A 25,249-nucleotide genomic window follows, 5' to 3' on the forward strand; every position below is an offset into this window, starting at 1 on the left:
GCCGCGCCAGCGTCTACGCTGATAGTGAGGCAGACGAGACGACCGCAGCCCAGCCGACCCAGGGTCAGCTTCCGGCAAGAGGCAATCTCGCGGTTTATATGATGCTGACAGACCAGGCCGGTGATTTATGGGCGCATCATGGCAAGTGAATTCGCAGCAGCGTGAACTGGCCTCATCGGCCAGCGCACAGGCTCAGCGAAAGCCGGCTTCGGCAGGGCGTCACTGGCGTCTGAGCCTGTATTTGCTGCTGGTATCGCTGGTGCTGGCTGGCACCGCGCTGCTGGTGTTCGAATCGCGCAGCGCACATTTCCAGTCGCGCGAACTGAGCCGCTATGCCGCAAGCCTCACCTATCAGGTCGAAGCCGGCCCCAGCGAAAATATCCTGTACCCAAGCGATGGCCCCTTCGACAAACGCCAGGGCTATGCCTACCTGCCACTGATGCTGGAGCGCCTGCAGCAGCGCGATTACCAGATCACCGAGCAGGCGCGTTTCTCCGACGAACTGATGGCCTACAGTCGCCGCGGCCTGTTCCCACCCTTTACCGAGAAGAGCCAGAGCGGCCTGACCATCAGCGACTGCCGCGGCACGCCCTTCTACGAGTTTCGCTACCCGCAGCACGGCTATGCCGACTTCGACAGCATCCCGCCACTGGTGGTCAACAGCCTGCTGTTCATCGAGAACCGCCACCTGCTCGACCCGTCGCAGCCGCTGGCCAACCCGGCGGTGGACTGGCCGCGCTTCGCCATGGCGGCGCTATCGCAACTCGGCAAGATGCTCGACGTGCAGGACCAGTCCGCTGGCGGCAGCACCCTGGCCACTCAGCTGGAGAAGTACCGCCACTCGCCAGACGGGTTGACACTGTCTGCCGGGGAAAAACTGCGGCAGATGCTGTCCGCCAGCGTGCGCGCCTACCAGCACGGGCCGCAGACGCTGGAGGCGCGTCAGCGCATCGTGCGCGACTATCTCAACAGCGTGCCGCTGTCCGCCGCGCCCGGCCATGGTGAGGTGCACGGCCTGGCCGATGGCCTGCGCATCTGGTACGGCGCCGACTTCGAGCGCAGCAACGCCCTGCTCGATCCGCGCCGCTCGCCCGACGCCAGCCTTGCCGAGCGTGGCATGGCCCTACGGCAGATGCTGTCGTTGATGATCGCTCAACGCCGGCCCTCCTATTACCTCGCGCAAGGGCGACACGACATGGAGTCGCTGACCGATAGCCATATTCGCCTGCTCGCCGGCGGCGGCCTGATCGATGCCGACCTGCGCGACGCGGCCCTCGCGCAGAAACTGCAATATCGCGACTGGCAGCAGGAACCCAACCTGCGTGCGGTGGAAAGCGACAAAGGCATCAGCGTGGCGCGCTCACGCCTGTCCAACCTGCTGGGCATGCCATTCTACGACCTGGATCGCCTCGATCTGGCTGCGCGCAGCACCCTGCAGCGCGATCTGCAGCAGCAGGTCAGCACCTACCTGCAGGACCTGGCCAATCCGGAATTCGCCGGGCAGATCGGCCTGTTCGGAGAACGCCTGCTGTCGCCGCAGAAGACTGCTGAAGTGCGCTACAGCTTCACCCTGTTCGAACGCACGCCGACAGGCAGCCGGGTGCGGGTGCAGACCGACAGCACCGACCAGCCTTTCGACATCAACGAGGGCAGCAAGCTGGAGCTCGGCTCTACCGCCAAACTGCGAGTGCTGGCCACCTATCTGGAAATCATCGCCGAGCTGCATCAGCGCCACGCCGACAAGAGCCCGGCCGAGCTGCGCCAGGTGGAAATCGCCGAGCAGGATTACCTCAGCCGCTGGGCCATCTCCTATCTGCAGGCCAACCCCGGCGCGGGCCTGGCCAGCATGCTCGACGCCGCGCTGGAACGGCGCTATTCGGCCAGCCCACATGAGCGCTTCTTCACCGGCGGCGGGCTGCATACCTTCGGCAACTTCCGCCGCGAGGACAACGGTCGTAACCCGACCCTGCGCGAGTCGTTGCGCGAGTCGATCAACCTGCCCTTCGTACGTCTGATGCGCGACCTGGTGCGCTACAGCAGCTACCAGAGCAGCGCCGAACTGCTCAAGGACGACAAGGACCCGCGCCGCCAGGAATACCTGCAGCGCTTCGCCGACCGCGAGGGGCGCACCTTCCTGCTGCGCTTCTGGCGCAAGTATCAAGGCCAGGCAGAGCAGCAGCGCCTGGAGACCTTCATCAGCGGCCTGCGCCAGACCTCGGTACGCCTGGGCGCCGTGCATCGTTATTTGCTGCCGCAGGCCGATGAGGAAACCTTTGCCACATTCCTGCGCGCGCAGCTGCCGCAGGAAAAACTCAGCGATCAACGGATCGCCCGCCTCTACAAGGATTACGGCCCCGGTGCCTACAGCCTGCCGGATCAGGGCTATATCGCCCGCGTTCACCCGCTGGAACTATGGCTACTGGGTTACCTGATCGACAACCCGCAGGCGAACTTCAGCGACGCCGTAGCAGCCAGTGTCGACGAGCGTCAGGAAGTCTACGGCTGGCTGTTCCGCAGCCGGCACAAGAGCGCGCGTGACAGCCGCATCCGCATCATGCTGGAAGTCGAAGCCTTCTCCGACATCCACCGGCGCTGGAAGAATCTCGGCTATCCCTTCCAGCATCTGGTTCCCTCACTGGCTACCGCGCTGGGCAGCTCCGGTGACCGGCCCGCAGCGCTGGCCGAACTGATGGGCATCATCCAGAACGACGGTATCCGGCAGCCGGTGCTGCGCATCGACGAGCTGCACTTCGCCGCCGGCACGCCTTACGAAACGCGGGTCGAGCGCGATATTCATGGTGGCAAGCGGGTGATGCAGTCGGAAGTCGCCGCAGCGCTACGCAATGCCCTTTCCCAGGTCGTCGAAGGCGGTACCGCGCGGCGCCTGCAGGGCAGTTTCCAGTTGCACGACGGCCAGAGCCTGACGCTCGGCGGCAAGACTGGTACCGGCGACAACCGCATCGAAAGCGTCGGCGCAGGCGGCCGGGTGATCAGCTCCAGGGCTATGAACCGCACGGCCACCTTCGTATTCTTTCTCGGCCCGCGGCACTACGGCACCCTCACCGCTTTCGTACCGGGACGTGAGGCCGAGCGTTTCACCTTCACTTCGGCGTTGCCGGTACAGGTGCTCAAGGGCATGGCGCCGATTCTCGAGCCCTATCTCGAACCGGGCAGCGCGACGCGCTGCGACACAGCGCTGAGCGCAGTGCAGATCAGCCGCCGGTAATACCTGGTAACCACAGCGGCCGGCGACTGGCGAAACCCGGCATCGGTTGTGCAGTCCATCGCTGCATCATTCGTTGCTGTTCATGAGTATCGCCGATGCGCTCATCCTGGTTCGCCCTGCTACGCCGCCGTCGCCTGAGCCTGATCGTGATGGCCTGCCTGCTGGTGCTGATACCCGTCGGCTGCGCCAAACTGGAGCAGACCGAACGCGAGTTGGTGTTTCGCATCGAGCCCGGCACCGCCCGCTGGTTCAGTGGCCTGCCCACCGGCATCGAGGACGTGCAACTGCAATCGCCAGACCTGGGCGCCGATGAAAGCCTGCACGCCTGGTGGTGGCCCGCAGCCCGCAAGGATGCCCCGGCGCTGCTCTATCTGCATGGTTCACGCTGGAACCTGACAGGCCAGCTGTTTCGCATCGAGCAGTTGCACGCCATGGGCTTCTCGGTACTGGCGGTGGATTATCGCGGCTTCGGCCAAAGCCGTGGCGCCCTGCCCTCCGAGCGCAGCGTTTATCAGGACTCGCTGATCGCCTGGGAACACCTGACTCGCCTGCAGCCCGAAGCGGACAAACGCTTCATCTATGGCCATTCGCTTGGCGGCGCGGTAGCCGTCAATCTGGCGCACGAACTGGCGGGCGAAGATCGAGCGCAGGCCGCCGGCCTGATCGTCGAATCCAGCTTCACCAATCTGGGCGATGTGGCCGCCGCAGTGGCCAACACCTCGCTGCCGGTTCGCTGGCTGCTGTCTCAGGAGTTCGATTCGCTGAGCAAGATCGGCGAGGTCGGCATCCCGGTGCTGATCGCGCATGGGCGCAACGACCGCTACGTGCCCTCACGCTTCAGTGAAGCGCTGTTCGATGCGGCCAGCGAGCCGAAGCAGTTGCTGCTGATCGAGGGCGCCAACCACAACAACGGCCTGCGCATGGCCGGTAACAGCTACCGACAGGCGTTGCAGGCGCTGGGGCTGGAGATCAACTGACCCGCGCGATTTCAGGACTTGAATTGCTGCAGGTAGAGCTGTTCGACCTTGGCCCGCGCCCAGGGCGTCTTGCGCAGAAAGGTCAGGCTCGACTTGATGCTCGGCTCATGCTTGAAACAGCGCACATCGACCTCTCGGGCCAGCCCCTCCCAGCCGATGCGCTCCTCCAGCGCGGTGAGAATCGCCTGTAAGGTCAGGCCGTGGAGTGGATCATTGCTGGTCATGAGAGCATCCGTCGAAAATGGTAGGCATATCTTAGAGCCGCAAACGAAAAAGGCGATGACTACCTGGTAGTCATCGCCTTCGAGTCAAGCCGGCAAGGTCAGGCCGACTTGTATTCGCTCTCGGCCTTGTCGAAGCGGCTCAGCATCGACGGGCTCGGCGCTTGACCGATACGGCTGAAGATAACGATGGCCAGGGTGGCGAGGATGAAGCCTGGAATGATCTCGTACAGACCCAGACCAATCCAGTTCTTCCACACGATTACGGTGGTGGCGCCGACCAGCATACCGGCCAGCGCGCCGTTGCGGGTCATGCCCTTCCACAGCAGGGACAGGATGACCACCGGCCCGAACGCGGCGCCGAAGCCGGCCCAGGCGTAGGACACCAGGCCGAGTACACGGTTGTCAGGATTGGCGGCCAGAGCGATGGCGACCAGCGCCACCAGCAGCACCATGCCACGACCGACCCAGACCAGTTCGGTCTGCGAGGCACCCTTGCGCAAGAAGGCCTTGTAGAAATCCTCGGTCAGCGCACTGGAGCACACCAGCAACTGGCAGCTCAGGGTGCTCATCACCGCAGCCAGGATGGCGGACAGCAGAATGCCGGCGATCCACGGGTTGAACAGCAGCTTGGCCAGTTCGATGAACACGCGCTCCGGGTTCTCGCCGACCGGGCCGGCGACTTCCGGGTGCGCCGAGAAGTAGGCGATGCCGAAGAAGCCTACGGCAACCGCGCCGGCCAGGGTCAGGACCATCCAGGTCATGGAGATGCGGCGCGCAGCCGGGATCGACTTGACCGAATCGGCGGCCATGAAGCGCGCCAGGATGTGCGGCTGGCCGAAGTAGCCCAGGCCCCAGGCCATCAGCGAGATCACGCCGACGAAGGTCGCGCCCTTGAGCATGTCGAAGTTGGTAGGATCGACCGCCTCGATGGCAGCCATGGCCGGATCGAAACCGCCGGTGGCGATCATCACCACCACCGGGGTCAGGATCAGCGCGAAGATCATCAGCGTGGCCTGCACGGTATCGGTCCAGCTCACCGCCAGGAAGCCACCGATGAAGGTGTAGGCGATCGTCGCAGCGGCGCCGGCCCACAGTGCGGTCTCGTAGGACATGCCGAAGGTGCTCTCGAACAGGCGGGCACCGGCTACCACGCCGGAGGCGCAGTAGATGGTGAAGAACACCAGGATCACCAGCGCCGAGAAGATGCGCAGGATGCGGCTGTTGTCTTCGAAACGGTTGGTGAAGTAGTCCGGCAGGGTCAGGGCATTGCCGTTGTGCTCGGTTTGCACGCGCAGACGGCCGGCAACGAACAGCCAGTTGAGGTAGGCACCCGCCACCAGGCCGATGGCGATCCAGCTTTCGGAGATGCCGGCGACGAAGATCGCGCCCGGCAGGCCCATCAGCAGCCAGCCACTCATGTCGGAAGCGCCGGCGGACAGCGCGGTAACGAAGCTACCGAGGCTGCGGCCACCGAGAATGTAGTCGGAAAGGTTCTTGGTACGCAGATAGGCGATCAAGCCGATCAGCACCATGGCTGCGATGTACACCACGAAGGTGACGAGCATTGGAGTACTAGCTGTCATTTGGGGGGCTCCCCTCTCGTTTGTTGTTCTTGGGCACCGTGCCCGGCTTGGCAAAGCGCACCCGCGTTCGCGGATACGGGGCTCCGGTTTCTTTCCTCGTCACACCGATGCCTGGCGAGCACGATCAGGGACAGATACCGGCGCAGTGAAAATCTCCACCACTTCGTCACTGCATCGGCAAGTGCATGAGCACTTTCCCTGACCTCCCTGGCTTACGCCTGCGGCCACCGAATCGCGTTACCACCCCTACTTCGGCTGCATGCACGTCTATTATCGGTCTAGCCCAGCAAAGCTGGTCTGACCAATCGGCGCAGACAAAACGGTCGTAACGAAAGTGAAGGGCGGAATTTAGTGGCAGAGGTGAACGGGCTTCTTGCTGAAAGCTCTGGAGTTTTTGCAGAAATCTCCGACACGGGGAACTTCCGGCAAACAGCTGTTTCGGCGCCAGCACGATAACCTGATCGCTCGATCAGTCCCCACTGGGCTGGCGAAAAGGCAGATAACCGCGCGCCTGTTCCGCGTAAGCCCGCACGCCAGAGCGCTCCTGTTCGAGAAACTCGGCGACTGCAGCATACAACCCCGGGTGACAGAGATAATGCCACGAACGGGTGATGACCGGCTCGAAACCGCGTATCAGTTTGTGCTCCCCCTGGGCCCCGGCGTCGAAGCGTTGCAGACCTTCGGCGATGGCTAGCTCCATTCCTTGATAGAAGCAGGTTTCGAAATGCAGGCGGTCGAACTCGGCCAGGCAGCCCCAGTAGCGACCGAAGAAGGTTTCGCCATCGACCAGGCTGAAGGCCATCGCCAGCGGCCGCCCCTGCTGCCGCGCGAACACCACGCGGATCATCTCCGGCATGCGCTCGGCCAGTAGGCTGAAGAAATCCCTCATCAGATAGGGTGCCTGACCGCGTACATGATAAGTGTTGGCATAGCAGTGGTAGACGAAATCCCAGTCCGCCTCGCTCAACTCATGGCCGCGTCGCCAGTCGAAATCGATGCCCTGCCCCGCGACCTGTTCTCGTTCCTTGCGCATCTGTTTGCGTTTGCGTGAGCTGAGCGCGTCGAGAAAATCCTGAAAGTCACGATAACCGCGGTTGTGCCAGTGGAACTGGCAGCCGAGGCGCTCGAGCCAGCCTTCACGCTGGGCTATCAACGCATCGCAGGCGGTGCTGGTGAAATTGATGTGCAGGCTCGACAGGCCCTCCTCTGCGAGACCCGCGGCCAGGGAATCGAGCAGTCTGCCGGCGCTTTGCGCGTCGCCCAGCAGGCGTGCCCCGCTAACGGGTGAAAAGGGTACGGCCCCGAGCAGCTTGGGGTAGTACGCAATGCCCGCACGGCGGCAGGCGTCTGCCCAGCCGTGGTCGAATACGTATTCGCCATAGGAGTGCTGCTTGAGATAGGCCGGCATGGCAGCCCGGACCACGCCCTGATCATCGAGCCAGAGGCGGTGCGCCGGTTGCCAGCCGCTGCGCCCACCCACACTGCCGCTTTCCTCCAACGCAGCGAGGAAGGCGTGGCGCAGGAAAGGTTGTGAATCGGTCAGCAACGCATTCCATGGGCCTGCGCTGACGCTGGACAGCGAATCGGCAACGAACAAGGTCACAACTGCACTCCAGAAAGGGATGGGTTCTCCCTGAGCGAATCAGGTTATCAGCACGTCAATAGAACAGGAAATCCGCTCGGGGCGAGAGCAACATGACGAAATTTCATCCAGGACGAGGCCCACGCTGCGCTTTTCTCGAAACTTTAACAATGCCTCTATACAGTCGCCGCGGGACTTCTCCGACCCCCTTAAAAACAGCCTAAAAGATTCAAAAAAACTTCCTAAGCATATGTTTTTAAAAAAGTTCCCCTGACTCGAAAATGTCACACGGCAGCAAGCCTTCTGTCATATCGGATTTCCATAATCGCCTCCGTCCAAACAGACGATGTCATGCCACAGGCAATGACGGCGTTTCATAAAACGAAGGAGTTTTTTCGATGAAGATGAAGTTGATTGCGGTTGCTGTGGGTGCTGCTCTGGCGGTACCGGCTGTGGCAATGGCAGACGTGACCGTCTATGGCCGTGCACATGTGTCGGTGGATTACCTCGATGATGGTGCCAAGTACTCCGAAACCAACCTGTCGAGCAACTCCTCGCGACTGGGCTTCAAAGGCGACCACGCCATCAACCCGGATCTGAAGGCGTTCTTCCAGATCGAACAACAAATCAACTTCACCACTGGCGCCTCGAGCGGCGGTACCGACTTCGCCACCCGCGACACCTTCGTGGGTCTGAGCAGCAACTTCGGCGCCATCCAGGTCGGTCGTTTCGACAGCCCGTTCAAGGTAGCCCGTGGTCCGTTCAACCTGTTCGGCGACCAGGTCGGCGACATGAACAACCTGGCTCGCGTCACCGCCGGCCGTCTGGACGAGCGTTACGACAACACCATCCAGTACACCACCCCGGACTTCAACGGCTTCAACGTTAAAGTGGCCTACTCGATGTACAAGGGCCAGTCGCTGAACATCACCGACACCCCCGCCAACAACGAAGACAGCGATGCCTTCAGCACCTCGCTGAACTACATCGGCGGCCCGCTGGAAGCCTCCCTGGCCTACGAGAAAGTGGAAGAAGACACCCTGCGTGGCAAGGCTGACTCCGTCCGCGCTGCCGTTGCCTACAAGCTGACCGATGCCTTCAAGCTGGTCGGTTTCTACCAGACCACCGATTTCGAAGGTGTATCCGGCACCACCAGTGCTCAGCGCGACGCCGGCACCTTCGACGTCTACGGCATCGGTGGCGAACTGGCGATTGCCAAGAACACCGCTCTGAAAGCCACCTATATGACCAACGACAGCGACGCCGACAACTCCGATGCCGACATGTGGGTCGTGGGTATCGAGCACAAGCTGGACAAGGCCGTGCGCGTCTACGCCAACTACGCCGTCGTCGACAACGATTCCAACGTCGCCTACTCGCCGTGGATGCAGTCGCGTACCGCTACCCCGAGCAACCAGTCCATCGTTAACGGCGTGAACGAAGCCGCTGGCGAAAAAGCTGCCGGCTTCACCGTAGGTCTGCGCTACGACTTCTGATCCCGCTTGCGGAACAGATAAAACAAACCGGGTTGCTCCGCGAGGGGCAGCCCGGTTTGTCATTTAACTGACACCTGGCCGTCTTATTCTTGTTTCCGGAATGTCATCGACCCCAGCCCGCCGAGCATCGGCGGACCTTCGTACTTAGGAGTTTTCATGCGCCGCTTGTTCGTAATCGCCATGGCTGGCCTGCTGGCCGCCTGCGCCCAGCAACCCAAAGTCCAACTGTATTCCGGCGCACCGCTGCCGCAGAACCAGGTCCTCACCGTGGTCGTACCCGGCGAGCTGGAAATCCGCAGCATCAATGGCCAGCCCTACTCCGCCGCCATTGCCGCTTCCGGCCTGAACGACAAGGAGCTGCTGCTGCAGCCAGGCGCTTACCAGATCCACGCTTTCTACAAGAACGGCTTCGACATCGCCGGCGGCATGAGTCACGAAGTGGTGCGCAGCCGCACCGCCATCTTCACCATCGACGGCAAGCCCGGCGATCTGTGGCGCCTGGAGTTCAAGCGTCCGGCCAACCTGGCCGAAGCCCAGAAGTTCGAAGAAGACTTTCCGGCCTGGGCCGTGAACACCCGCACCGGCGAACGCAAGGACGCCGAAGCAGGTAATCGTAACGTTTCGGCATTTAGCGTACTGATGGGCTCCAGCGAAGTCGCTGCGCAGGCCACCAGCGTCGCACCGCTGGGTGCCGCCGCAGCGAGCGCACCACAGGCGGTCGCTCTGACTCCGGCCCAGGCCGCTGCCCTGCCGCATAACGACGCCACCCTGACCACCCTGCAGCAGATGTGGAACCTGCTCACGCCGGAAAGCCGCAGCGCCTTCCTCAAGTGGGCTCAGCAGTAACCCAAACCGAGGGCGCTCCCGCCACGCGGGAGCGCCCTCGACAGCCCGCGACAGCGCCGGTATCTACCGTTTGTAGCTGTACCGAAAACTCTGTCTCAGCTACGCAACATCCCCTCTCGCTCCCACGCGCAGCGCACTCGCAGCGCACCTTCCTGGGGGCTGTGAAAGCCGTTGTCGGATTCCCATCGGAAGGTATGCAGGCCGTTCAGTTCGGTTTCCAGATGCACCACGGCACTGGTCCAGTACAGGCGCTTGAGTAGCGCCTCAAAGGCTTCGATCCACAGGTTCCACTCATACTCCACTGCGCCGTAGCTGGCGCCGAAGTGGATCACCTGGGTCTGGTAAAGGCCCGCCCCCGGCAGCTCGCAGAAAGAGAACATCTCGCGCCCCAGAAAGGGCCAGAGATCGCCCGAGGGCAGTTCGGCCAACACGCCATGGTTGGTTTCACGGCGCAGACGACTCTGCTCGGGGTCATCCGAGGGCCAGTCGCGGATGCAGCCATAGACGATGGATTCGGACTCCACACCGGCACTCCTGAAAAAGCAGCAAGCCTTCTAACACAGCACGCCAGGGCAAGAAAGGAACGGGGGCGAATTCTTCAGCGCGCCTTGCGCCTGCTACGCCCCAGCAACCAGGCCACCAGCGTCATCACCAGCGCCAGCGCAGTGAGCACTGCGAACGGCAGGCGGTAGCTGCCGGACAGATCGCGAGCCAGGCCGGTCAGAATCGGCGTCAGGCAGCCAAGGCAGTAACCGGTGAACAACATCATCGCCGTCCAGCGGCTGACCGCCATCGGCGAGCCGGCTTCGTACAGCGGCAATACCAGCGACAGGGCGAAGGAGCCGCCCAGCGAAAAGCCCAGGATCAGCGCCCAGAGCTCCGGAACGAAACGCGGCATGAAGGTGACCATCGCCAGACAACCGCAGGTGACCGCACCGCAAGCCAGCAATAGCGGATAGCGCGCGTTGTAGCGCTGTGCCAGCCAGGGCAGCAGGAATGAACTGGGCAGCCCCATGAGCATGGCCAGGCTGAGCAGCGAGTTGCTGCGCAGCACGCTCAGCCCGGCTTCGTGGTAGCGCGCCACGGCCCAGGTGGCGATGGCATAGAACAGCCCCGCCTGAATGGCGAAGAAGCAACTGATCAGCCAGGCGCGTGGCTGCCGCCAAGGCAGGCCGGTGCTTTCCTGCGCCTCTACAACGCCCACCTGGCTGGGCAACCACAACCAGAGAATTACCCCGAGCAACGCTGGTGCGGCCCACACCGCCAGCCCCAGATGCCAGGCATCGCCAAAGAATGTGGTGACCGGCGCCGTGAATACCGCGCCACCCGCCCCGCCGATGGCCATACCCAGCGAATACCAACCCACCACGCGTCCCATCTGGCTGGCGAAATGACGTTTGATGAAGCCCGATAGCAACGGGCCGGCCACCGCTATACCTGCGCCCAGGGCGATGGCGCTACCGATCAGCACCGTACTCTGGTGTGCGGCCAGACGCGCCAGCAGCGCCAGGCCGATCAGGCCGAGGCAAAGCACGATGGTGCGTTCGAGCCCCCAGCGCATCGCCAGGCGCGGCGCCAAAGGCGCCAGCAGGCCCATGCACAGCACTGGCAAGGCGGTAGTCAGGCTGATGAAACTGCGGCTCAGCGACAGCTCGGCGGCAATACGCTCGATCAGCGGTGCAAGGGAGGTGATGCCGGGGCGCAAATTGATCGCCGCCAGCACCAGGGCCACTAGTAGCAGGACCCGAGGGACTGGTTTCACAAATGTTCCATGGTCATGACGGCAGGCCGGCCGGGGCGGCCGGGGCGGCCACCCTACCCCTGCAGGCCGCGCCAGGCAAGCCTGAAGGCATGAATAACTGACTTATCGGTCAGCTGACGGATTTGGCCTTGCCGCGCATTTTTTCGGCCATGTTGGCCATCTCGTCGTACAGCGCCTGCGGGTTCTTCTGCTTGACTGCCCAGGCCATGCGGCCCATTTCATGCGGCAGGATCATGAAGCTGCCCTTGGCCATTTCATCGTGGATATAGTCAGCGATATTCGCCGCAGTGATCGGCGAACTTTCCAGCAGCTTGCCCACCTGAGCCTTCATCGCAGGCGTCGGGCCACGGAAAGAGTCCAGCAGGTTGGTCTGGAAGAAGGATGGGCAGACCACATGCACGCCGATCTCCAGCTGACGCAGCTCCACCAGCAGGCTTTCCGACAAGGCCACCACGCCGGCCTTGGCCACGTTGTAGTTGCTCATGCCCGGTCCCTGCATCAGCGCGGCCATGGAGGCGATATTGACGATCTTGCCCTTGCTCCGTTCCAGCAGCGGCAGGAACGCCTTGCAGCCTTTGACCACGCCCATCAGGTTGATCGAGATCTGCCAGTCCCAGTCCTCCAGCGACAGCTCGCTGAAGAAACCACCGGAAGCGACGCCAGCGTTATTGACGATGACATCGATGCCGCCAAACTGCTCTTCGCAGGCCTGCGCCAGGGCGGTCAGCTGACTGTAGTCGCGCACGTCGCAACGGCGGGTGAAGCCGTCGCCGCCCGCCTCGCGCACCAGCCCCAAGGTTTCCGCCAGGCCGGCTTCGTTGACGTCGGCCAGCGCCAATTGCCAGCCTTCGCGCGCCCAACGCAGGGCAATTTCGCGCCCCAGGCCGGAGCCCGCGCCAGTGATCATCATGCGGTTTTGCATAGCAGCCCTGCCTTCATTGTTTGGTTGCGATGGCTGCAGTGTAGCGAAGGAGATAAAGGGTCCGAGCCTTCATCAGGCTTATGAATAGGCTGGGCTAATCAGGCGCGCGGCCCGCTGCGCCAGCGCCAGATCAGCCAGGCGTAAACGGCCAGGTTCACCAGCACGACGATGGCCCCCAGCCAGAGCTGGATCTGCGGCGTGAGCCCGGCCGGGTAGATCAGCGGTATCAGGTAATGCTCGATGAAGCCACCCTCATATCCAGCTTGTCCCGCCGCCCGGCGCAACTGATTTTCCCAGGGTGTCAGCGGGCAACCCAGATGCAGGCACTCCACGACGATACCCCAGGCCACTGCGGGCAGGTGCAGCCAGAGCAAGCGCGGCCAGCGCAGCAACAGCAAGCCACCGAGCAGCACGAACAAAATGAAGCCCAGGTGCACCAGCACCAGCGCATCGGCAGCCATACGCCAGAGCATCGCGACTCAGTCCACCACGAACAAGCGCGCGCCAGCCGATGTCGAGGAGCGATGCGCCTCAGCGCCATCGGCCACCTGATAGCTCATACCGGGCTTGAGCACGAATACCCGGCCATCTTCCAGCTCGGTAACCAGCTCCCCTCCAGACACAACAACACGTGCCCCTTATGGCACCAGTGGTCAGCCAGATAGCCCGGTGAATATTCCACCATGCGTACCCGCAGCGCACCGAACTGGCAGGTGCGCCAGCGCGCTACGCCACGCTCGCCCGGGTGCTCGGTAGCTGGCATCGCGCTCCAATCCGTCACACCGAAGGGGATATCACTGATTTGCATGGTTTGGCTCCATCGAAATAGAGCCTCACCTTAACGCAGCGACCCACCAGTCGAATAAATAGGTAATTTATTTCATGTGAATCAAATCAATTTAGAGCGACTATCAAGGCCATGCACACGCCACATTTCCCGAGCCGAACGAACAGGAATAGCCTTCCTACAAGACGAAATGATTCTCAACGAGGTGCATCATGCTCAAGACACTGACCTTCACCATCATGCACTTCTGCATTGCCTTCGGCGTCACCTACGTACTGACCGGCAGCGTTGCAGCCAGCAGCCTGGTAGCGGCAATCGAACCGCTGTGCAATTCGGTGGGCTTTTACTTCCACGAAAAGGTCTGGCAGCGTTTCGAGCGCAAGCGTCAGCCTGCGCCGGAACGCCCCAAGCATGCCTGGCTGCATCATCACGCCTGAGCGAACGCGCCTGCGCTTCGCCAGGCAGGCATGACTACAATTGCTGTGACTCGAGATTCCTACGATTTAGCTAAGATAGTCTGGCACTTTGCCCTTCTTGCTGCTGTCATAAGCCAGCTGTTTAATCCAGACGCTCTCTGATTTAAAGGGACTTAGCACATGCCCAGCCTTGCCCGTCTCGCCGCCTTGCTCGGTGGCCTGGTCTTCTGTGCCTTCGCCGTTGCCGCCGATGTGGATGCCGAAAGCTACGGTTACCCGCTGGCCAACCCGTTCGAAGCGACCATCGCCACCACGCCGCCCGAACTACGCCCGGAACTCCCGGCCGACGGCGACATCAGTCAGCGCGACTACTCGGTACGCCTGCGTCCGGACCGCGAATTCGAACTGCTGGACAACTTCTGGCCGGTGACCAAGCTACGCTACCGCCTGGCCGAGCAAAAAGGCCGGGCGCCGCTGATCTTCATCATCGCCGGTACTGGAGCGCACTACGCCAACGGTACCAATGAGTACCTGAAGAAGCTGTTCTACGGCGCTGGTTTCCATGTCGTGCAGCTGTCGTCGCCGACCAGCTACGATTTCATGGCCGCCGCCTCGCGCTTCGCCACCCCCGGCTATAGCCCGGAAGATGCCGACGACCTGTACCGCGCCATGCAGGCAGTACGCGCCCAGCACCCGAAACTGCAAGTCAGCGAATATTTGCTGACCGGATACAGCCTCGGCGCGCTGCATGCCGCCTTCGTCAGCCAGATCGACGAAACCCGCCGCGCCTTCGATTTCCAGCGCGTGCTGCTGCTCAACCCGCCGGTCAACCTCTACACCTCCATCAGCAACCTGGACAAGCTGGTGCAGACCCGAGTCCAGGGGATCGACAACAGCACCAACTTCTATGACCTGGTGCTGGGCAAGCTGACGCGCTATTTCAACGACAAGGGCTATCTGGATATCAACGAGGCCATGCTCTACGACTTCCAGCAATCCACCGAGCGGCTCTCGGACGAACAGATGGCCATGCTGATCGGCACCTCGTTCCGTTTCTCCTCCGCCGATATCGTCTTCACCTCGGACCTGCTCAACCGCCGCGGCCTGATCACTCCGCGCGATTACCGCATTACCGAAAACACCAGCCTCACGCCTTTCTTCCAGATGGCCCTGCGCTGCGACTTCGATTGCTACATCGCCGAGCAGCTGATGCCCATGTGGCGTGCCCGTTATGACGGTGGCAGCCTCAATCAACTGATCGAGAAAACCAGCATGTACGCACTGGAGGACTATCTCAAAGGCAGCGACAAGGTCGCGGTGATGCACAACGCCGACGACCTGATCCTCGGTCAGGGCGACATCGGTTTTCTGCGCCGCACCTTTGGCGACCGCCTGACCCTTTACCCGCGCGGCGGGCACTGCGGCAACCTCAACTATCGCGTCAACAGCGACGCCATGCTGGAGTTCTTCCGTGGTTAAGCACAGCTCCCTCATCATCGCCCTGCTGCTGGCCAGCGGGCAGGCACTGGCCGAACGTCAGGTCGACGCCGACGGTTTCACCAACCCGCTGCAGAATCTGCAGTTCAACCCGGGGCTGGATCAGCAGGAGTTCGAGCGCGCCTCCAGTGACGCCCTGCAGGTCTATGACCCACTGGAGTCATGGAACCGCCGCGTCTATCACTTCAACTACCGTTTCGATCAGTGGGTATTCCTGCCCGTAGTCGATGGCTACCGCTACGTCACCCCGGATCTGCTGCAGACCGGCGTGCACAACTTCTTCAGCAACCTCGGCGAGATTCCCACGCTGGCCAACAGCGTGCTGCAGCTCAAGGGCAAGCGGGCGATGAACACCACCGCACGCCTGCTGTTCAATACCATTATCGGGGTCGGCGGTATCTGGGACCCGGCAACGAAAATGGGCCTGCCCAGGTTGAGCGAAGACTTCGGCCAGACGCTTGGCTACTACGGCGTGCCCGCCGGCCCTTACCTGATGCTGCCGCTGCTCGGCCCGTCGAACCTGCGCGACACGGGCGGCCTGGTGGCGGATTTCAGCCTGGAGAATGCGGTCAACTACCTCGACGTGGCCGACGCCAGCCGCGACAATCCAGGCATCATGGTCCTGCGCGCCGTCGACACGCGTGCCAACACCGGCTTCCACTATGGCCAGCTCAACTCGCCGTTCGAATACGAGAAGCTGCGCTACTTCTATACGGAGTCGCGCAAACTGAGAATTGCCGACTAACCCTGACTCATTGGATTTATCGATAATTTATTAGGAAATTTTCCACCCAAATATCGATTTAATGCGAATAGCATGGCGCCATCCCTATCTAACAAGGAGCGCGCCATGACTTCGCAACGCCGCGTCATCAGCATCCAGCCTGGCCAACCTGCCTCCGACGGCGCCGGTGTGCGCCTTAACCGCGTCATCGGCGGGCCTGGCCTGGAGCGTTTCGATCCCTTCCTGATGCTTGACGAGTTTTCCACCGACAACCCCGACGACTACATCGCCGGCTTCCCGCCGCATCCGCATCGCGGCTTCGAGACAATTACCTATATGCTCGAAGGGCGCATGCGCCATGAAGATCACCTGGGCAACGTCGGCCTGCTGGGCAGCGGCGGCGTGCAATGGATGACCGCCGCGCGCGGCATCATCCACAGCGAGATGCCAGAGCAGGAGTCCGGCGCCATGCGCGGTTTCCAGCTCTGGCTCAACCTGCCGGCCAAGGACAAGCTGGGCGAAGCGGGTTATCGCGATATTCCCGCCACGGACATTCCACGTATCAGCACAGCATCCGGCGTCGAGGTGGTGGTGATCGCCGGCGAGTTTGACGATGGCGAGATCCGCCAGGCAGGCGCTGTGCAGCGTCCGCATACCCAGCCGCAGCTGTTCGACCTGCATCTGCCGGCCGGCAGCCAGGTGGCGCCGCGCCTGGCCGACGGACAGCGGGTCATGCTCTACGTCTACGAAGGCCTGCTCGAACTGCCCGACGCCAGCGCACAACCGATCAGCGCCGGGCGCCTGGTGCGGCTGTCGGATGCAGGCGAGCTGCGTCTGGCCAGTAGCCATGGTGCGCGAGTGCTGCTGATCGCCGGCACTCCGCTGAACGAGCCCATCGTGCAGTACGGGCCGTTCGTGATGAACAGCCGCGAGGAAATCGAACAGGCCCTGCGTGATTTTCGCGATGGCGTGCTGGCCTGAGTGCATCAGGCCAGCTGGACGGCCTCGGTCAAGCCAAGAAATCGGCAGAGGTCGGCCTTGCGCGTCATCGCGTCCTGATACCCCAGTTCGATCAGCTCGCTGCAATAGCCGGGTTCGAACAGCAGGTAGCTGAGCACGCCGGCACCACCGGCCTTGGTCGCCCCCGGGCCACGCAGAAACAGACGCAGCGCCCTGGGCAGCTCACGCTGGTGGCGGGCGGCGATCTGATCCAGCGGCTGGCTCGGCGCGATCACCAATACCTCCACCGGATTGAGCCCCAGGCCACGCGGACGTCGATCCGGCGGCACCAGCGCGCTCATCTGGTTGAGACGTTCGAGCAGTTCGATATCCGTCTCCAGATTGTCGATGAAGGTACTATTGAGCATGTGCCCGCCGATCTGCGCCAGGCTCGGCGGCCGCGTGCTCGCTACACGCGGCAGTGCGGCACCGGCTTCGAGCTGGGCATTGCCGCTGACGCCGATCACCAGCACGCGGCTGGCGCCCAAGTGCAGCGCCGGGCTGATCGGCGCCGCCTGGCGCACCGCGCCGTCACCGAAGTACTCACGGTTGATCTTCACTGGCGGGAAGATCAGCGGAATCGACGCGCTGGCGAGCAGATGGTGAAGTTGCAAACGTGTCGGCACGCCCACGCGGCGATGGCGAAACCAGGGGTCGATGGTGGCGCGGCCCTGATAGAAGGTCATTGCCTGGCCGCTTTCATAACCGAAGGCCGTCACCGCGACTGCACGCAACTGACGATGGCGCACGGCGGCGGCGATACCGGAGAAATCCAGCTCGCGTTCGAGTAGGTCGCGCAACGGCGAGCTGTCGAGCAGCGCCACTGGAACGTCGCGACCGATACCCAGCAGGCTGTGGCCGACGAAACGCGTCGCCTGACGCAGCACGCCAGGCCAGTCGCTGCGATACACCATATGGGTGTGAAAGCCCTGCCAGACCGAGGTCAGGCGCCGCACCGCTTCGCCGAACTGCAACGCGCCGCAGGCCAGGCCAACGGCGTTGATCGCGCCGGCGGAGGTGCCGACTATCACCGGAAAGGGGTTGTGCGAGGCATCCGGCAGCAGATCGGCGATGGCGGCCAGGACTCCGACCTGATAAGCCGCCCGCGCCCCACCACCGGAGAGAATCAGCCCGGTGACGGGCTCATGGGGCTGGGCAGCTGCGGTCATCGGCCAATCCTGATTTTTCTGTTGAGTATAGGTGCGTTACTTACGCTTTCCGTACAGCTTCGCCTCGCCCTCGGGGCGCGTCTTGAAGCGCCGATGCGCCCACAGATACTGCTCGGGACAGGCGCTGACCACCTGCTCGATCCATTGGTTGATGCGTAGGCAATCGGCCTCTTCGCTCTCGCCGGGGAAGCCTTCGAGCGGCGCATGGATCACCAGACGATAACCGCTGCCATCGGCCAGGCGCTGCTGGGTGAAGGGCACCACGCACGCCTTGCCCAGGCGAGCGAACTTGGTGGTGGCGGTGACCGTCGCCGCCTGGATGCCGAACAACGGCACGAAGATGCTCTGCTTGCGGCCGTAGTCCTGATCCGGCGCGTACCAGATGGCGCGACCGGCACGCAGCACCTTGAGCATGGCGCGAATGTCCTCGCGCTCGATGGCGGTGGCATCGAGGTTGTGGCGCTCGCGGCCACGCCGCTGGACGTAGTCGAACAGCGGGTTGTCATGCTCGCGGTACATGCCGTCGATGGTGTGCAACTGACCGAGCAGCGCGGCGCCGATCTCCAGGGTGGTGAAGTGCACCGCCATGAGGATGACGCCCTGCCCTTCGGCCTGCGCCTGCTGCAGATGCTCGAGGCCCTCGACATGCGCCAGCTTTGCCAGGCGCGCCTTGGGCCACCACCAGCTCATGGCCATCTCGAAGAAGGCGATACCGGTGGAGGCGAAATTCTCCTTGAGCAGACGTTCGCGCTCGGCAGCGCTCTTGCCGGGGAAGCACAGCTCCAGGTTGCGCGCCGCTATCTGCCGGCGCGAGGTCGCCGTGCGATACATCAGCCAGCCCAGCGCCCGCCCCAGCTTCAGCTGCAAGCCATACGGCAGCTGCACCACCAGCCACAGCAGTCCGAACCCCAGCCACAGCGGCCAGAAGCGCGGATGAAGGAAATAGGCGCGAAAGCGGGGGCGATCCATGAGGCGTTTCCGATCACATACAAAGCCGCGCATTCTAACGCAGTTTTCCAGCCGACTCGGTGGCATCGCTGCCGACAGCGCGGCTCACGGCAGTGGATCGACGAACCGGGGCGTCTGCCCCGCCGTCGTTCGTCGCTTGCGGCATGCGGGCTATGTCGTTATAAGTCCGGGCATCTTTCGACTCGCCAGAAGGCCCATCGCATCACCATGAGCCAAGCCGACCTCCTCGCCCAAGACCCCGTATTCCAGCTCAAGGGCAGCATGCTCGCCATCACCGTGATGGAACTGGCGCACAACGACCTCGAGCGCCTCGACGCGCAACTGACGGAAAAGGTCGCCCAGGCCCCGGCCTTCTTCAGCAATACGCCGCTGGTACTGGCCCTGGACAAACTGCCGGAAGGCGAAGGTGAACTGGACCTGGCCGAGCTGATGGCCGTCTGCCGCCGCCATGGCCTGCGCACCCTGGCCATCCGCGCCTCGCGCGAAAGCGACGTCGCCGCCGCCGAAGCCATGGATCTGCCGGTGCTGCCGCCGTCCGGCGCACGCGAGCGGCCGCTCGATCCGGCGCCGAAGAAGGTCGAGGAAAAACCGGCCGAACCCGAGCACAAACCCAGCCGCATCATCACCACGCCGGTACGCGGCGGCCAGCAGATCTATGCCCAGGGCGGCGACCTGATCGTGCTGGCGCCAGTCAGTGCCGGGGCGGAACTTCTCGCCGATGGCAACATCCATGTTTACGCGCCCATGCGTGGTCGCGCCCTGGCTGGCATCAAGGGCAACACCAAGGCACGGATTTTCTGCCAGCAAATGGGCGCCGAAATGTTGTCCATCGCCGGCCATTACAAGGTCGCCGAAGACCTGCGCCGCGACCCGCTTTGGGGCGATGCGGTGCAGGTCAGCCTGTCGGGTGACGTGTTGAACATCACCCGCCTTTAACGGATACTGCGGCCACTTTTACGGACATAAAGGAGCCTCTAAAAACGCTGGCAACGCAGCCAGTTTTTGAGGCTCCGTCAAAAGGGCATCTGGAAGCCTCGATTGGCCTCAGATTCCCGCGTTATCTTCATTTTTTGGGGTGAATCACCTTGGCCAAGATCCTCGTAGTCACTTCCGGCAAGGGTGGCGTCGGTAAAACCACCACCAGCGCTGCCATCGGTACCGGCCTCGCCCTGCGCGGGCACAAGACCGTCATCGTCGACTTCGACGTCGGCCTGCGTAACCTCGACCTGATCATGGGCTGCGAACGCCGCGTGGTGTACGACTTCGTCAACGTCGTCAACGGCGAATCCACCCTGACCCAGGCCCTGATCAAGGACAAGCGCCTCGAGAACCTCTACGTGCTGGCCGCCAGCCAGACCCGTGACAAGGACGCGCTGACCCCCGAAGGTGTCGAGAAGGTCATCACTGAGCTGTCGCAGAATTTCGAATACGTGGTCTGCGACTCGCCGGCCGGTATCGAGAAAGGCGCTCACCTGGCGATGTACTTCGCCGACGAGGCCATCGTCGTGACCAACCCGGAAGTGTCTTCGGTACGTGACTCCGACCGCATGCTCGGCCTGCTGGCGAGCAAATCGCGCCGCGCCGAGAAAGGCGAGGAGCCGATCAAGGAACACCTGCTGCTGACCCGTTACAACCCCGAGCGCGTCACCAAGGGCGAAATGCTCGGCGTCGAAGACGTCGAGGAAATCCTCGCCATCCGCCTGCTTGGCGTGATTCCCGAATCCCAGGCCGTGCTCAAGGCTTCCAACCAGGGCATTCCGGTCATCCTCGATGACCAGAGCGACGCTGGCCAGGCCTACAGCGATGCAGTCGATCGCCTGCTCGGCAAGGAAGTGGCGCATCGCTTCCTTGATGTGAAGAAGCAGGGCTTCCTGCAACGTCTATTCGGAGGTCGCGAATGAATATTTTCGACTTCTTGCGCTCGCGCAAGAAGGAAACCACCGCATCCATCGCCAAGGAACGCCTGCAGATCATCGTGGCCCACGAACGTGGCCAGCGCAGCCAGCCTGACTACCTGCCTGCCTTGCAGCAGGAACTGGTGGAAGTGATCCGCAAGTACGTGGCCATCGACTCGGACCAGGTTCAAGTCGCACTGGAAAACCAGGGCAGCTGCTCGATCCTGGAGCTGAACATCACCCTGCCGGATCGCTGATCGATCCTGGCCACGCGCACGGCGGCTTCGGCCGCCGTGTTCGTTTGTAGCAACGCGCACCTGTAGGAGCGGATTCATCCGCGAAGCTTCTGCAGGCCAAAAGCATCGCGGATAAATCCGCTCCTACACCAGCCCACACATCATGCCGCTAAGCCAGATCGAAATTCTCCACCAGGACGCCGCCCTGTTGGTGATCAACAAGCCCACCCTGCTGCTGTCGGTGCCCGGCCGGGCTGATGACAACAAGGATTGCCTGGTCACCCGCCTGCAGGAAAACGGCTACCCCGAGGCGCGCATCGTGCATCGGCTGGACTGGGAGACCTCCGGCATCATCGTCCTGGCTCGCGACGCCGACAGCCACCGCGAGCTGTCCCGGCAGTTTCACGACCGCGAAACCGAGAAGGCTTACACCGCGCTGTGCTGGGGCCAGCCGCAGGCCGACAGCGGCAGCATCGATCTGCCGCTGCGCTACGATCCGCCGACCAAGCCGCGCCACGTGGTCGATCACGAACTGGGCAAGCATGCGCTGACTCACTGGCGCATCGTCGAGCGCTGCGGCGACTGGTGCCGGGTCGAACTCACGCCCATCACTGGTCGCTCGCACCAGTTGCGCGTGCATATGCTGTCCATCGGCCATCCGCTGCTGGGCGATCGTCTCTACGCCCATGAACAGGCGCTGGCCGCCCATGAGCGCCTGTGTCTGCACGCCAGCATGCTCGCCTTGACCCACCCACAAACCGGCGAGCGCATGCGCTTCGAGTGCCCAGCACCGTTTTGACGGCCTGCCGGTTGCGCATTGGCAGAAAGACACATGGCAGTGTGCGCCCAGCACATCCGACCCAGCAGATAGACGCCAACTATCGCCCCAAACGAGTGCGTAGCCGGCACAGCGCGATACAAATTGGTTAAACTCGCGCCATCGTTGCCCGGAGTCCCTATGCGCGAAGAACTGATCCAAGGCCTGCTCGATTTTCTCAACGCCTCGCCGACCCCCTTCCACGCCACCACCAGCCTGGCCATGCGCCTGGAAGCCGCCGGTTTTCGTCACCTCGACGAACGCGCGCCCTGGCATACCGAAGCGGGTGGTCGTTACTACGTGACCCGCAACGACTCCTCGATCATCGCCTTCAAGCTGGGCAAGCGCCCCACCGTCGACGGTGGCATTCGCCTGGTCGGCGCGCATACCGACAGCCCATGTCTGCGCGTCAAGCCAAGCCCGGAACTGCAGCGCCAGGGCTATTTCCAGCTCGGCGTGGAAGTCTATGGCGGCGCCCTGCTCGCGCCCTGGTTCGACCGTGATCTGTCGCTGGCCGGCCGCGTGACGTACCGCCGCGACGGCAAGGTCGAAAGCCAGCTGATCGACTTCTACCAACCCATCGCGGTGATCCCCAGCCTGGCCATCCACCTCAATCGTGAGGCCAACCAGGGCTGGGCGATCAACCCGCAGACCGAGTTGCCGCCGATCCTGGCCCAGCTCGCCAGCAGCGAAACCGCCGACTTCCGCGCCCTGCTCGCCGAGCAGCTGGCCATGGAGCACGATTTCAACCCGGACGCGGTGCTCGATTACGAGCTGAGCTTCTACGACACCCAGAGCGCCGCCATCGTCGGCCTCAATCAGGACTTCATCGCCAGCGCGCGCCTCGACAACCTGCTGTCCTGCTACGCCGGCCTGCAGGCGCTGATCGACTCGGACGACGAGGAAACCTGCGTGCTGGTCTGCACCGACCACGAGGAAGTCGGTTCCTGCTCCGCCTGTGGCGCCGATGGCCCCTTCCTTGAGCAGGTGCTGCGCCGCGTGCTGCCGGGCGGCGATGATTTCGTCCGCACCATCCAGCGCTCGCTGCTGGTATCGGCCGACAACGCCCACGGTGTGCACCCCAACTATGCCGACAAGCACGACGGCAACCACGGCCCCAAGCTCAACGCCGGCCCGGTGATCAAGATCAACAGCAATCAGCGCTACGCCACCAACAGCGAGACCGCCGGTTTCTTCCGCCACCTGTGCCTGGAGAACGAAGTACCGGTGCAAAGCTTCGTGGTGCGCAGCGACATGGGCTGCGGCTCCACCATCGGCCCGATCACTGCCAGCCAGCTCGGCGTGCGCACGGTCGACATCGGCCTGCCAACCTTCGCCATGCACTCGATCCGCGAACTGGCCGGCAGCCATGACGTCGATCACCTGGTGAAAGTACTGACGGCCTTCTATTCCAGCCCTGAACTCCCCTGAGGTTCTGACGCGATGATCGAACATATCCGCAACAGCCTGCTGGAGGCCCAGCGCGCGCTGGAGGCCTTCCTCGCCAACGAACAGACCCTGGGCAATATCCAGAAGGCCGCCGAACTGCTGGTCGAGAGCTTCGAGAACAAGGGCAAGGCCTTCTCCTGCGGCAACGGCGGCTCGATGTGCGACGCCATGCACTTCGCCGAGGAGCTGACCGGGCGCTACCGCAAGAACCGCCCCGGCATCGCCGCCGTATCGATCAGCGACCCCAGCCACATCAGCTGCGTGGCCAACGATTTCGGTTACGACTTCATCTTCTCGCGCTATATCGAGTCGCACGGCCGCGAAGGTGACGTGCTGATCGCCATCAGCACCAGCGGCAAGAGCCCCAACGTGGTCAAGGCTGCCGAAGCCGCCAAGACCCTGGGAGTGAAGGTGATCGCCCTGACCGGCAAGCCCGGCTCGCTACTGGAAAGCCTGGCCGACGTATGCATCTGCGCCCCCGGCGGCGATTTCGCCGACCGTGTGCAGGAGCTGCACATCAAGACCCTGCACATTCTGATCGAGCTGATCGAGCGCAAGCTGAGCCCGCAGAATTACGCCTAGCGTCGCAACACAATCACATGCCGGTCGCCCGGCTTCTCGTAGTGGTTAGCAACGCGGGAAGCGGATCGACAAGCAAGCGCTGCGGTGGTGCGTCGCGTAACCCACCAAGCGATGGATCACATTGCGCCAATGGTGGGTTGCGCCGCTGCAGATGCGGTGGCGTGATCAACAAGGTGACAGGCGGCTAACCCAACCTACGGACTTGCGCCCTGATTGCATCCGGGCTACGCGCCGACGACCGGCAGACGAACCTGTAGGAGCGAGCTCTGCTCGCGAACACCACCAGCAATAGACGCTTCGCGAGCAGAGCTCGCTCCCACAAAAACACTTTCGCTCAGGCGCTGCGCAGGCGCTTCGGGGTCAGGCCCATGTAGCGGCGCATGGCCGTAGTCAGGGCGCTCTGGCTGGAAAAGCCACATTCCTCGGCGATACGCACCAATGGCAGGTTGCTCTCGCGCAGCATACGCGCGGCGCGGTCGAGGCGGGTCTTGAGCAGGTACTGGTGTGGCGTGAGGCCGACGCAGTCCTTGAACTGGGCGTGGAAGTGGCTGGGACTCAGGCACATCTCGTGCGCCAGCTCGGCAACACTGATGCGCCGCGCCAGGTGTTCGCCGATGTAATCGTCCAGCCGCTGCAGATCCAGCGCGCCTTGCGGCTGCCGGCGCTGCTCGCCGAACAGGCGCAGGTGCAGGGCACGGAGCAGGACGCCGCCGAGAGAGCGCGCGAGGATCGAATCACTGCCATAACGCTCCAGCTCGGCGCCGGCATAGGTCAGCAGGTGCTGAAAATCCACATCGAGGGCAGGATAGCGCGGCGTTTCGAACAGACGATGGAGCAACTCCAGGTCTTCGCTAGGCGTGTCCTGCTCGTCCAGATCGAGAATCAGCATGCGGTTGTCGCCCATGCCGGCGAACTGGTGGGCTGCATCGCCCGGCACCAGGCAGGCACGCATCCGACAGACTTCCCCGCCGCGACCGCCGACCTCGAATTCGGCGCGGCCCACCAGAGACATCACCAACTGGTGATGATCGTGGGCATGTTCATGGGCCTGCTCATCCAGGCGAATCACACGGGCTTGCAGCATCGCTAAA

General features: G+C 63.0%; 24 protein-coding genes and 1 pseudogene. 14 read left to right on the top strand and 11 right to left on the bottom strand.

Annotated elements, in window-relative coordinates:
* The first annotated feature begins 127 nt into the window (after positions 1-127).
* Both B2U07_RS10505 and B2U07_RS10510 read left to right on the top strand, forming a co-directional pair.
* Positions 128-3,226 carry a transglycosylase domain-containing protein gene (locus tag B2U07_RS10505; RefSeq protein WP_275546933.1) on the top strand — a complete coding sequence of 1,033 codons (3,099 nt, stop codon included), beginning with the start codon at positions 128-130 and terminating at the stop codon, positions 3,224-3,226.
* Between the two features lie 95 nt (positions 3,227-3,321).
* The gene (locus B2U07_RS10510; RefSeq protein WP_275546934.1) at positions 3,322-4,203 is read left to right on the top strand and encodes an alpha/beta hydrolase; all 882 of its coding nucleotides are present in this window, start codon (positions 3,322-3,324) and stop codon (positions 4,201-4,203) included.
* Positions 4,204-4,214: 11 nt separating this feature from the next.
* On the opposite strand, the gene B2U07_RS10515 is transcribed toward B2U07_RS10510, so the two are convergent.
* The 3 genes from B2U07_RS10515 to B2U07_RS10525 form a co-directional block, all read right to left on the bottom strand.
* Positions 4,215-4,427 carry a VF530 family DNA-binding protein gene (locus B2U07_RS10515; protein ID WP_197855103.1) on the bottom strand — a complete coding sequence of 71 codons (213 nt, stop codon included), beginning with the start codon at positions 4,425-4,427 and terminating at the stop codon, positions 4,215-4,217.
* Between the two features lie 98 nt (positions 4,428-4,525).
* Positions 4,526-6,010: a sodium/proline symporter PutP gene (putP, locus tag B2U07_RS10520; RefSeq protein WP_197855101.1), complete on the bottom strand. Its 1,485-nt coding sequence runs from the start codon at positions 6,008-6,010 to the stop codon at positions 4,526-4,528.
* Positions 6,011-6,479: 469 nt separating this feature from the next.
* Complete coding sequence (locus B2U07_RS10525; protein WP_275546935.1) at positions 6,480-7,613, bottom strand: GNAT family N-acetyltransferase; 1,134 nt, start codon at positions 7,611-7,613, stop codon at positions 6,480-6,482.
* A 377-nt stretch (positions 7,614-7,990) separates the two neighbouring features.
* Here B2U07_RS10525 and B2U07_RS10530 point away from each other — a divergent pair, with 377 nt between their 5' ends.
* Both B2U07_RS10530 and B2U07_RS10535 read left to right on the top strand, forming a co-directional pair.
* Positions 7,991-9,088 carry a porin gene (locus B2U07_RS10530; RefSeq protein WP_197855098.1) on the top strand — a complete coding sequence of 366 codons (1,098 nt, stop codon included), beginning with the start codon at positions 7,991-7,993 and terminating at the stop codon, positions 9,086-9,088.
* Positions 9,089-9,244: 156 nt separating this feature from the next.
* Positions 9,245-9,934: a DUF2057 family protein gene (locus B2U07_RS10535; RefSeq protein ID WP_275546936.1), complete on the top strand. Its 690-nt coding sequence runs from the start codon at positions 9,245-9,247 to the stop codon at positions 9,932-9,934.
* A gap of 95 nt (positions 9,935-10,029) precedes the next feature.
* On the opposite strand, the gene B2U07_RS10540 is transcribed toward B2U07_RS10535, so the two are convergent.
* From B2U07_RS10540 to B2U07_RS10560, 5 genes and pseudogenes are all read right to left on the bottom strand, one after another.
* On the bottom strand, positions 10,030-10,458 hold the full coding sequence (locus B2U07_RS10540; RefSeq protein WP_197855095.1) for a hypothetical protein: 429 nt from the start codon (positions 10,456-10,458) through the stop codon (positions 10,030-10,032).
* 74 nt (positions 10,459-10,532) lie between these two features.
* Positions 10,533-11,696: a CynX/NimT family MFS transporter gene (locus B2U07_RS10545; RefSeq protein WP_275546937.1), complete on the bottom strand. Its 1,164-nt coding sequence runs from the start codon at positions 11,694-11,696 to the stop codon at positions 10,533-10,535.
* A gap of 109 nt (positions 11,697-11,805) precedes the next feature.
* Entirely contained in the window at positions 11,806-12,618 is an 813-nt protein-coding gene (locus B2U07_RS10550) for an SDR family oxidoreductase (RefSeq protein ID WP_275546938.1), read from the bottom strand.
* 98 nt (positions 12,619-12,716) lie between these two features.
* Positions 12,717-13,091, bottom strand: coding sequence for a DUF2784 domain-containing protein (locus B2U07_RS10555; RefSeq protein ID WP_197855087.1), 375 nt, complete (start codon positions 13,089-13,091; stop codon positions 12,717-12,719).
* Between the two features lie 6 nt (positions 13,092-13,097).
* Positions 13,098-13,426 (bottom strand): annotated as a pseudogene (locus B2U07_RS10560) (DHCW motif cupin fold protein).
* 191 nt (positions 13,427-13,617) lie between these two features.
* On the opposite strand from B2U07_RS10560, the gene B2U07_RS10565 reads away from it, so the two are divergent.
* The 4 genes from B2U07_RS10565 to B2U07_RS10580 all read left to right on the top strand — a co-directional run bounded on the left by B2U07_RS10565 (position 13,618) and on the right by B2U07_RS10580 (position 17,023).
* Positions 13,618-13,842: a DUF2061 domain-containing protein gene (locus B2U07_RS10565; RefSeq protein WP_275546939.1), complete on the top strand. Its 225-nt coding sequence runs from the start codon at positions 13,618-13,620 to the stop codon at positions 13,840-13,842.
* A 159-nt stretch (positions 13,843-14,001) separates the two neighbouring features.
* The gene (locus tag B2U07_RS10570) at positions 14,002-15,300 is read left to right on the top strand and encodes a serine/threonine protein kinase (RefSeq protein WP_197855081.1); all 1,299 of its coding nucleotides are present in this window, start codon (positions 14,002-14,004) and stop codon (positions 15,298-15,300) included.
* On the top strand, positions 15,293-16,063 hold the full coding sequence (locus B2U07_RS10575; protein ID WP_197855079.1) for an MlaA family lipoprotein: 771 nt from the start codon (positions 15,293-15,295) through the stop codon (positions 16,061-16,063). Before B2U07_RS10570 ends, B2U07_RS10575 begins: the two co-directional genes overlap by 8 nt.
* Positions 16,064-16,168: 105 nt before the next feature.
* A complete protein-coding gene (locus B2U07_RS10580) occupies positions 16,169-17,023 on the top strand; it encodes a pirin family protein (RefSeq protein WP_275546940.1) in 855 nt (284 codons plus the stop codon).
* A gap of 5 nt (positions 17,024-17,028) precedes the next feature.
* Here the strand turns inward: B2U07_RS10580 and B2U07_RS10585 are convergent, their stop codons facing one another.
* A complete protein-coding gene (locus tag B2U07_RS10585; RefSeq protein WP_275546941.1) occupies positions 17,029-18,210 on the bottom strand; it encodes a patatin-like phospholipase family protein in 1,182 nt (393 codons plus the stop codon).
* A gap of 36 nt (positions 18,211-18,246) precedes the next feature.
* Positions 18,247-19,179: a lipid A biosynthesis lauroyl acyltransferase gene (locus tag B2U07_RS10590; RefSeq protein ID WP_197855073.1), complete on the bottom strand. Its 933-nt coding sequence runs from the start codon at positions 19,177-19,179 to the stop codon at positions 18,247-18,249.
* 207 nt (positions 19,180-19,386) lie between these two features.
* Here B2U07_RS10590 and minC point away from each other — a divergent pair, with 207 nt between their 5' ends.
* From minC to lpcA, 6 genes are all read left to right on the top strand, one after another.
* The gene (minC, locus tag B2U07_RS10595) at positions 19,387-20,115 is read left to right on the top strand and encodes a septum site-determining protein MinC (RefSeq protein ID WP_197855071.1); all 729 of its coding nucleotides are present in this window, start codon (positions 19,387-19,389) and stop codon (positions 20,113-20,115) included.
* A 149-nt stretch (positions 20,116-20,264) separates the two neighbouring features.
* Positions 20,265-21,080, top strand: a complete 816-nt coding sequence (minD, locus tag B2U07_RS10600) for a septum site-determining protein MinD (RefSeq protein WP_275546942.1) — start codon at positions 20,265-20,267, stop codon at positions 21,078-21,080.
* The gene (gene minE / locus B2U07_RS10605; RefSeq protein WP_197855066.1) at positions 21,077-21,331 is read left to right on the top strand and encodes a cell division topological specificity factor MinE; all 255 of its coding nucleotides are present in this window, start codon (positions 21,077-21,079) and stop codon (positions 21,329-21,331) included. Before minD ends, minE begins: the two co-directional genes overlap by 4 nt.
* A gap of 142 nt (positions 21,332-21,473) precedes the next feature.
* Complete coding sequence (locus B2U07_RS10610; RefSeq protein WP_061241862.1) at positions 21,474-22,109, top strand: RluA family pseudouridine synthase; 636 nt, start codon at positions 21,474-21,476, stop codon at positions 22,107-22,109.
* Between the two features lie 159 nt (positions 22,110-22,268).
* Positions 22,269-23,558: a M18 family aminopeptidase gene (locus B2U07_RS10615; RefSeq protein WP_275546943.1), complete on the top strand. Its 1,290-nt coding sequence runs from the start codon at positions 22,269-22,271 to the stop codon at positions 23,556-23,558.
* A gap of 12 nt (positions 23,559-23,570) precedes the next feature.
* Positions 23,571-24,158 carry a D-sedoheptulose 7-phosphate isomerase gene (lpcA, locus tag B2U07_RS10620; RefSeq protein WP_024307228.1) on the top strand — a complete coding sequence of 196 codons (588 nt, stop codon included), beginning with the start codon at positions 23,571-23,573 and terminating at the stop codon, positions 24,156-24,158.
* A gap of 334 nt (positions 24,159-24,492) precedes the next feature.
* Here the strand turns inward: lpcA and B2U07_RS10625 are convergent, their stop codons facing one another.
* Positions 24,493-25,242 (bottom strand): AraC family transcriptional regulator, encoded by a 750-nt coding sequence (locus B2U07_RS10625; RefSeq protein ID WP_275546944.1) that lies wholly within the window; start codon positions 25,240-25,242, stop codon positions 24,493-24,495.
* Between the last annotated feature and the right edge of the window lie 7 nt (positions 25,243-25,249).

Source organism: Pseudomonas sp. UBA7530 (assembly GCF_002479365.1).
Lineage (GTDB): Bacteria > Pseudomonadota > Gammaproteobacteria > Pseudomonadales > Pseudomonadaceae > Aquipseudomonas.

Excerpts from the sequence above, each read along its gene's own strand:
- B2U07_RS10505 (WP_275546933.1), top strand. The coding sequence starts at position 128 with ATGGGCGCATCATGGCAAGTGAATTCGCAGCAGCGTGAACTGGCCTCA.
- B2U07_RS10510 (WP_275546934.1), top strand. The coding sequence starts at position 3,322 with ATGCGCTCATCCTGGTTCGCCCTGCTACGCCGCCGTCGCCTGAGCCTG.
- B2U07_RS10515 (WP_197855103.1), bottom strand. The coding sequence starts at position 4,427 with ATGACCAGCAATGATCCACTCCACGGCCTGACCTTACAGGCGATTCTC.
- putP (WP_197855101.1), bottom strand. The coding sequence starts at position 6,010 with ATGACAGCTAGTACTCCAATGCTCGTCACCTTCGTGGTGTACATCGCA.
- B2U07_RS10530 (WP_197855098.1), top strand. The coding sequence starts at position 7,991 with ATGAAGATGAAGTTGATTGCGGTTGCTGTGGGTGCTGCTCTGGCGGTA.
- B2U07_RS10535 (WP_275546936.1), top strand. The coding sequence starts at position 9,245 with ATGCGCCGCTTGTTCGTAATCGCCATGGCTGGCCTGCTGGCCGCCTGC.
- B2U07_RS10550 (WP_275546938.1), bottom strand. The coding sequence starts at position 12,618 with ATGCAAAACCGCATGATGATCACTGGCGCGGGCTCCGGCCTGGGGCGC.
- B2U07_RS10555 (WP_197855087.1), bottom strand. The coding sequence starts at position 13,091 with ATGCTCTGGCGTATGGCTGCCGATGCGCTGGTGCTGGTGCACCTGGGC.
- B2U07_RS10565 (WP_275546939.1), top strand. The coding sequence starts at position 13,618 with ATGCTCAAGACACTGACCTTCACCATCATGCACTTCTGCATTGCCTTC.
- B2U07_RS10570 (WP_197855081.1), top strand. The coding sequence starts at position 14,002 with ATGCCCAGCCTTGCCCGTCTCGCCGCCTTGCTCGGTGGCCTGGTCTTC.
- B2U07_RS10580 (WP_275546940.1), top strand. The coding sequence starts at position 16,169 with ATGACTTCGCAACGCCGCGTCATCAGCATCCAGCCTGGCCAACCTGCC.
- B2U07_RS10585 (WP_275546941.1), bottom strand. The coding sequence starts at position 18,210 with ATGACCGCAGCTGCCCAGCCCCATGAGCCCGTCACCGGGCTGATTCTC.
- B2U07_RS10590 (WP_197855073.1), bottom strand. The coding sequence starts at position 19,179 with ATGGATCGCCCCCGCTTTCGCGCCTATTTCCTTCATCCGCGCTTCTGG.
- minC (WP_197855071.1), top strand. The coding sequence starts at position 19,387 with ATGAGCCAAGCCGACCTCCTCGCCCAAGACCCCGTATTCCAGCTCAAG.
- minE (WP_197855066.1), top strand. The coding sequence starts at position 21,077 with ATGAATATTTTCGACTTCTTGCGCTCGCGCAAGAAGGAAACCACCGCA.
- B2U07_RS10610 (WP_061241862.1), top strand. The coding sequence starts at position 21,474 with ATGCCGCTAAGCCAGATCGAAATTCTCCACCAGGACGCCGCCCTGTTG.
- B2U07_RS10615 (WP_275546943.1), top strand. The coding sequence starts at position 22,269 with ATGCGCGAAGAACTGATCCAAGGCCTGCTCGATTTTCTCAACGCCTCG.
- lpcA (WP_024307228.1), top strand. The coding sequence starts at position 23,571 with ATGATCGAACATATCCGCAACAGCCTGCTGGAGGCCCAGCGCGCGCTG.
- B2U07_RS10625 (WP_275546944.1), bottom strand. The coding sequence starts at position 25,242 with ATGCTGCAAGCCCGTGTGATTCGCCTGGATGAGCAGGCCCATGAACAT.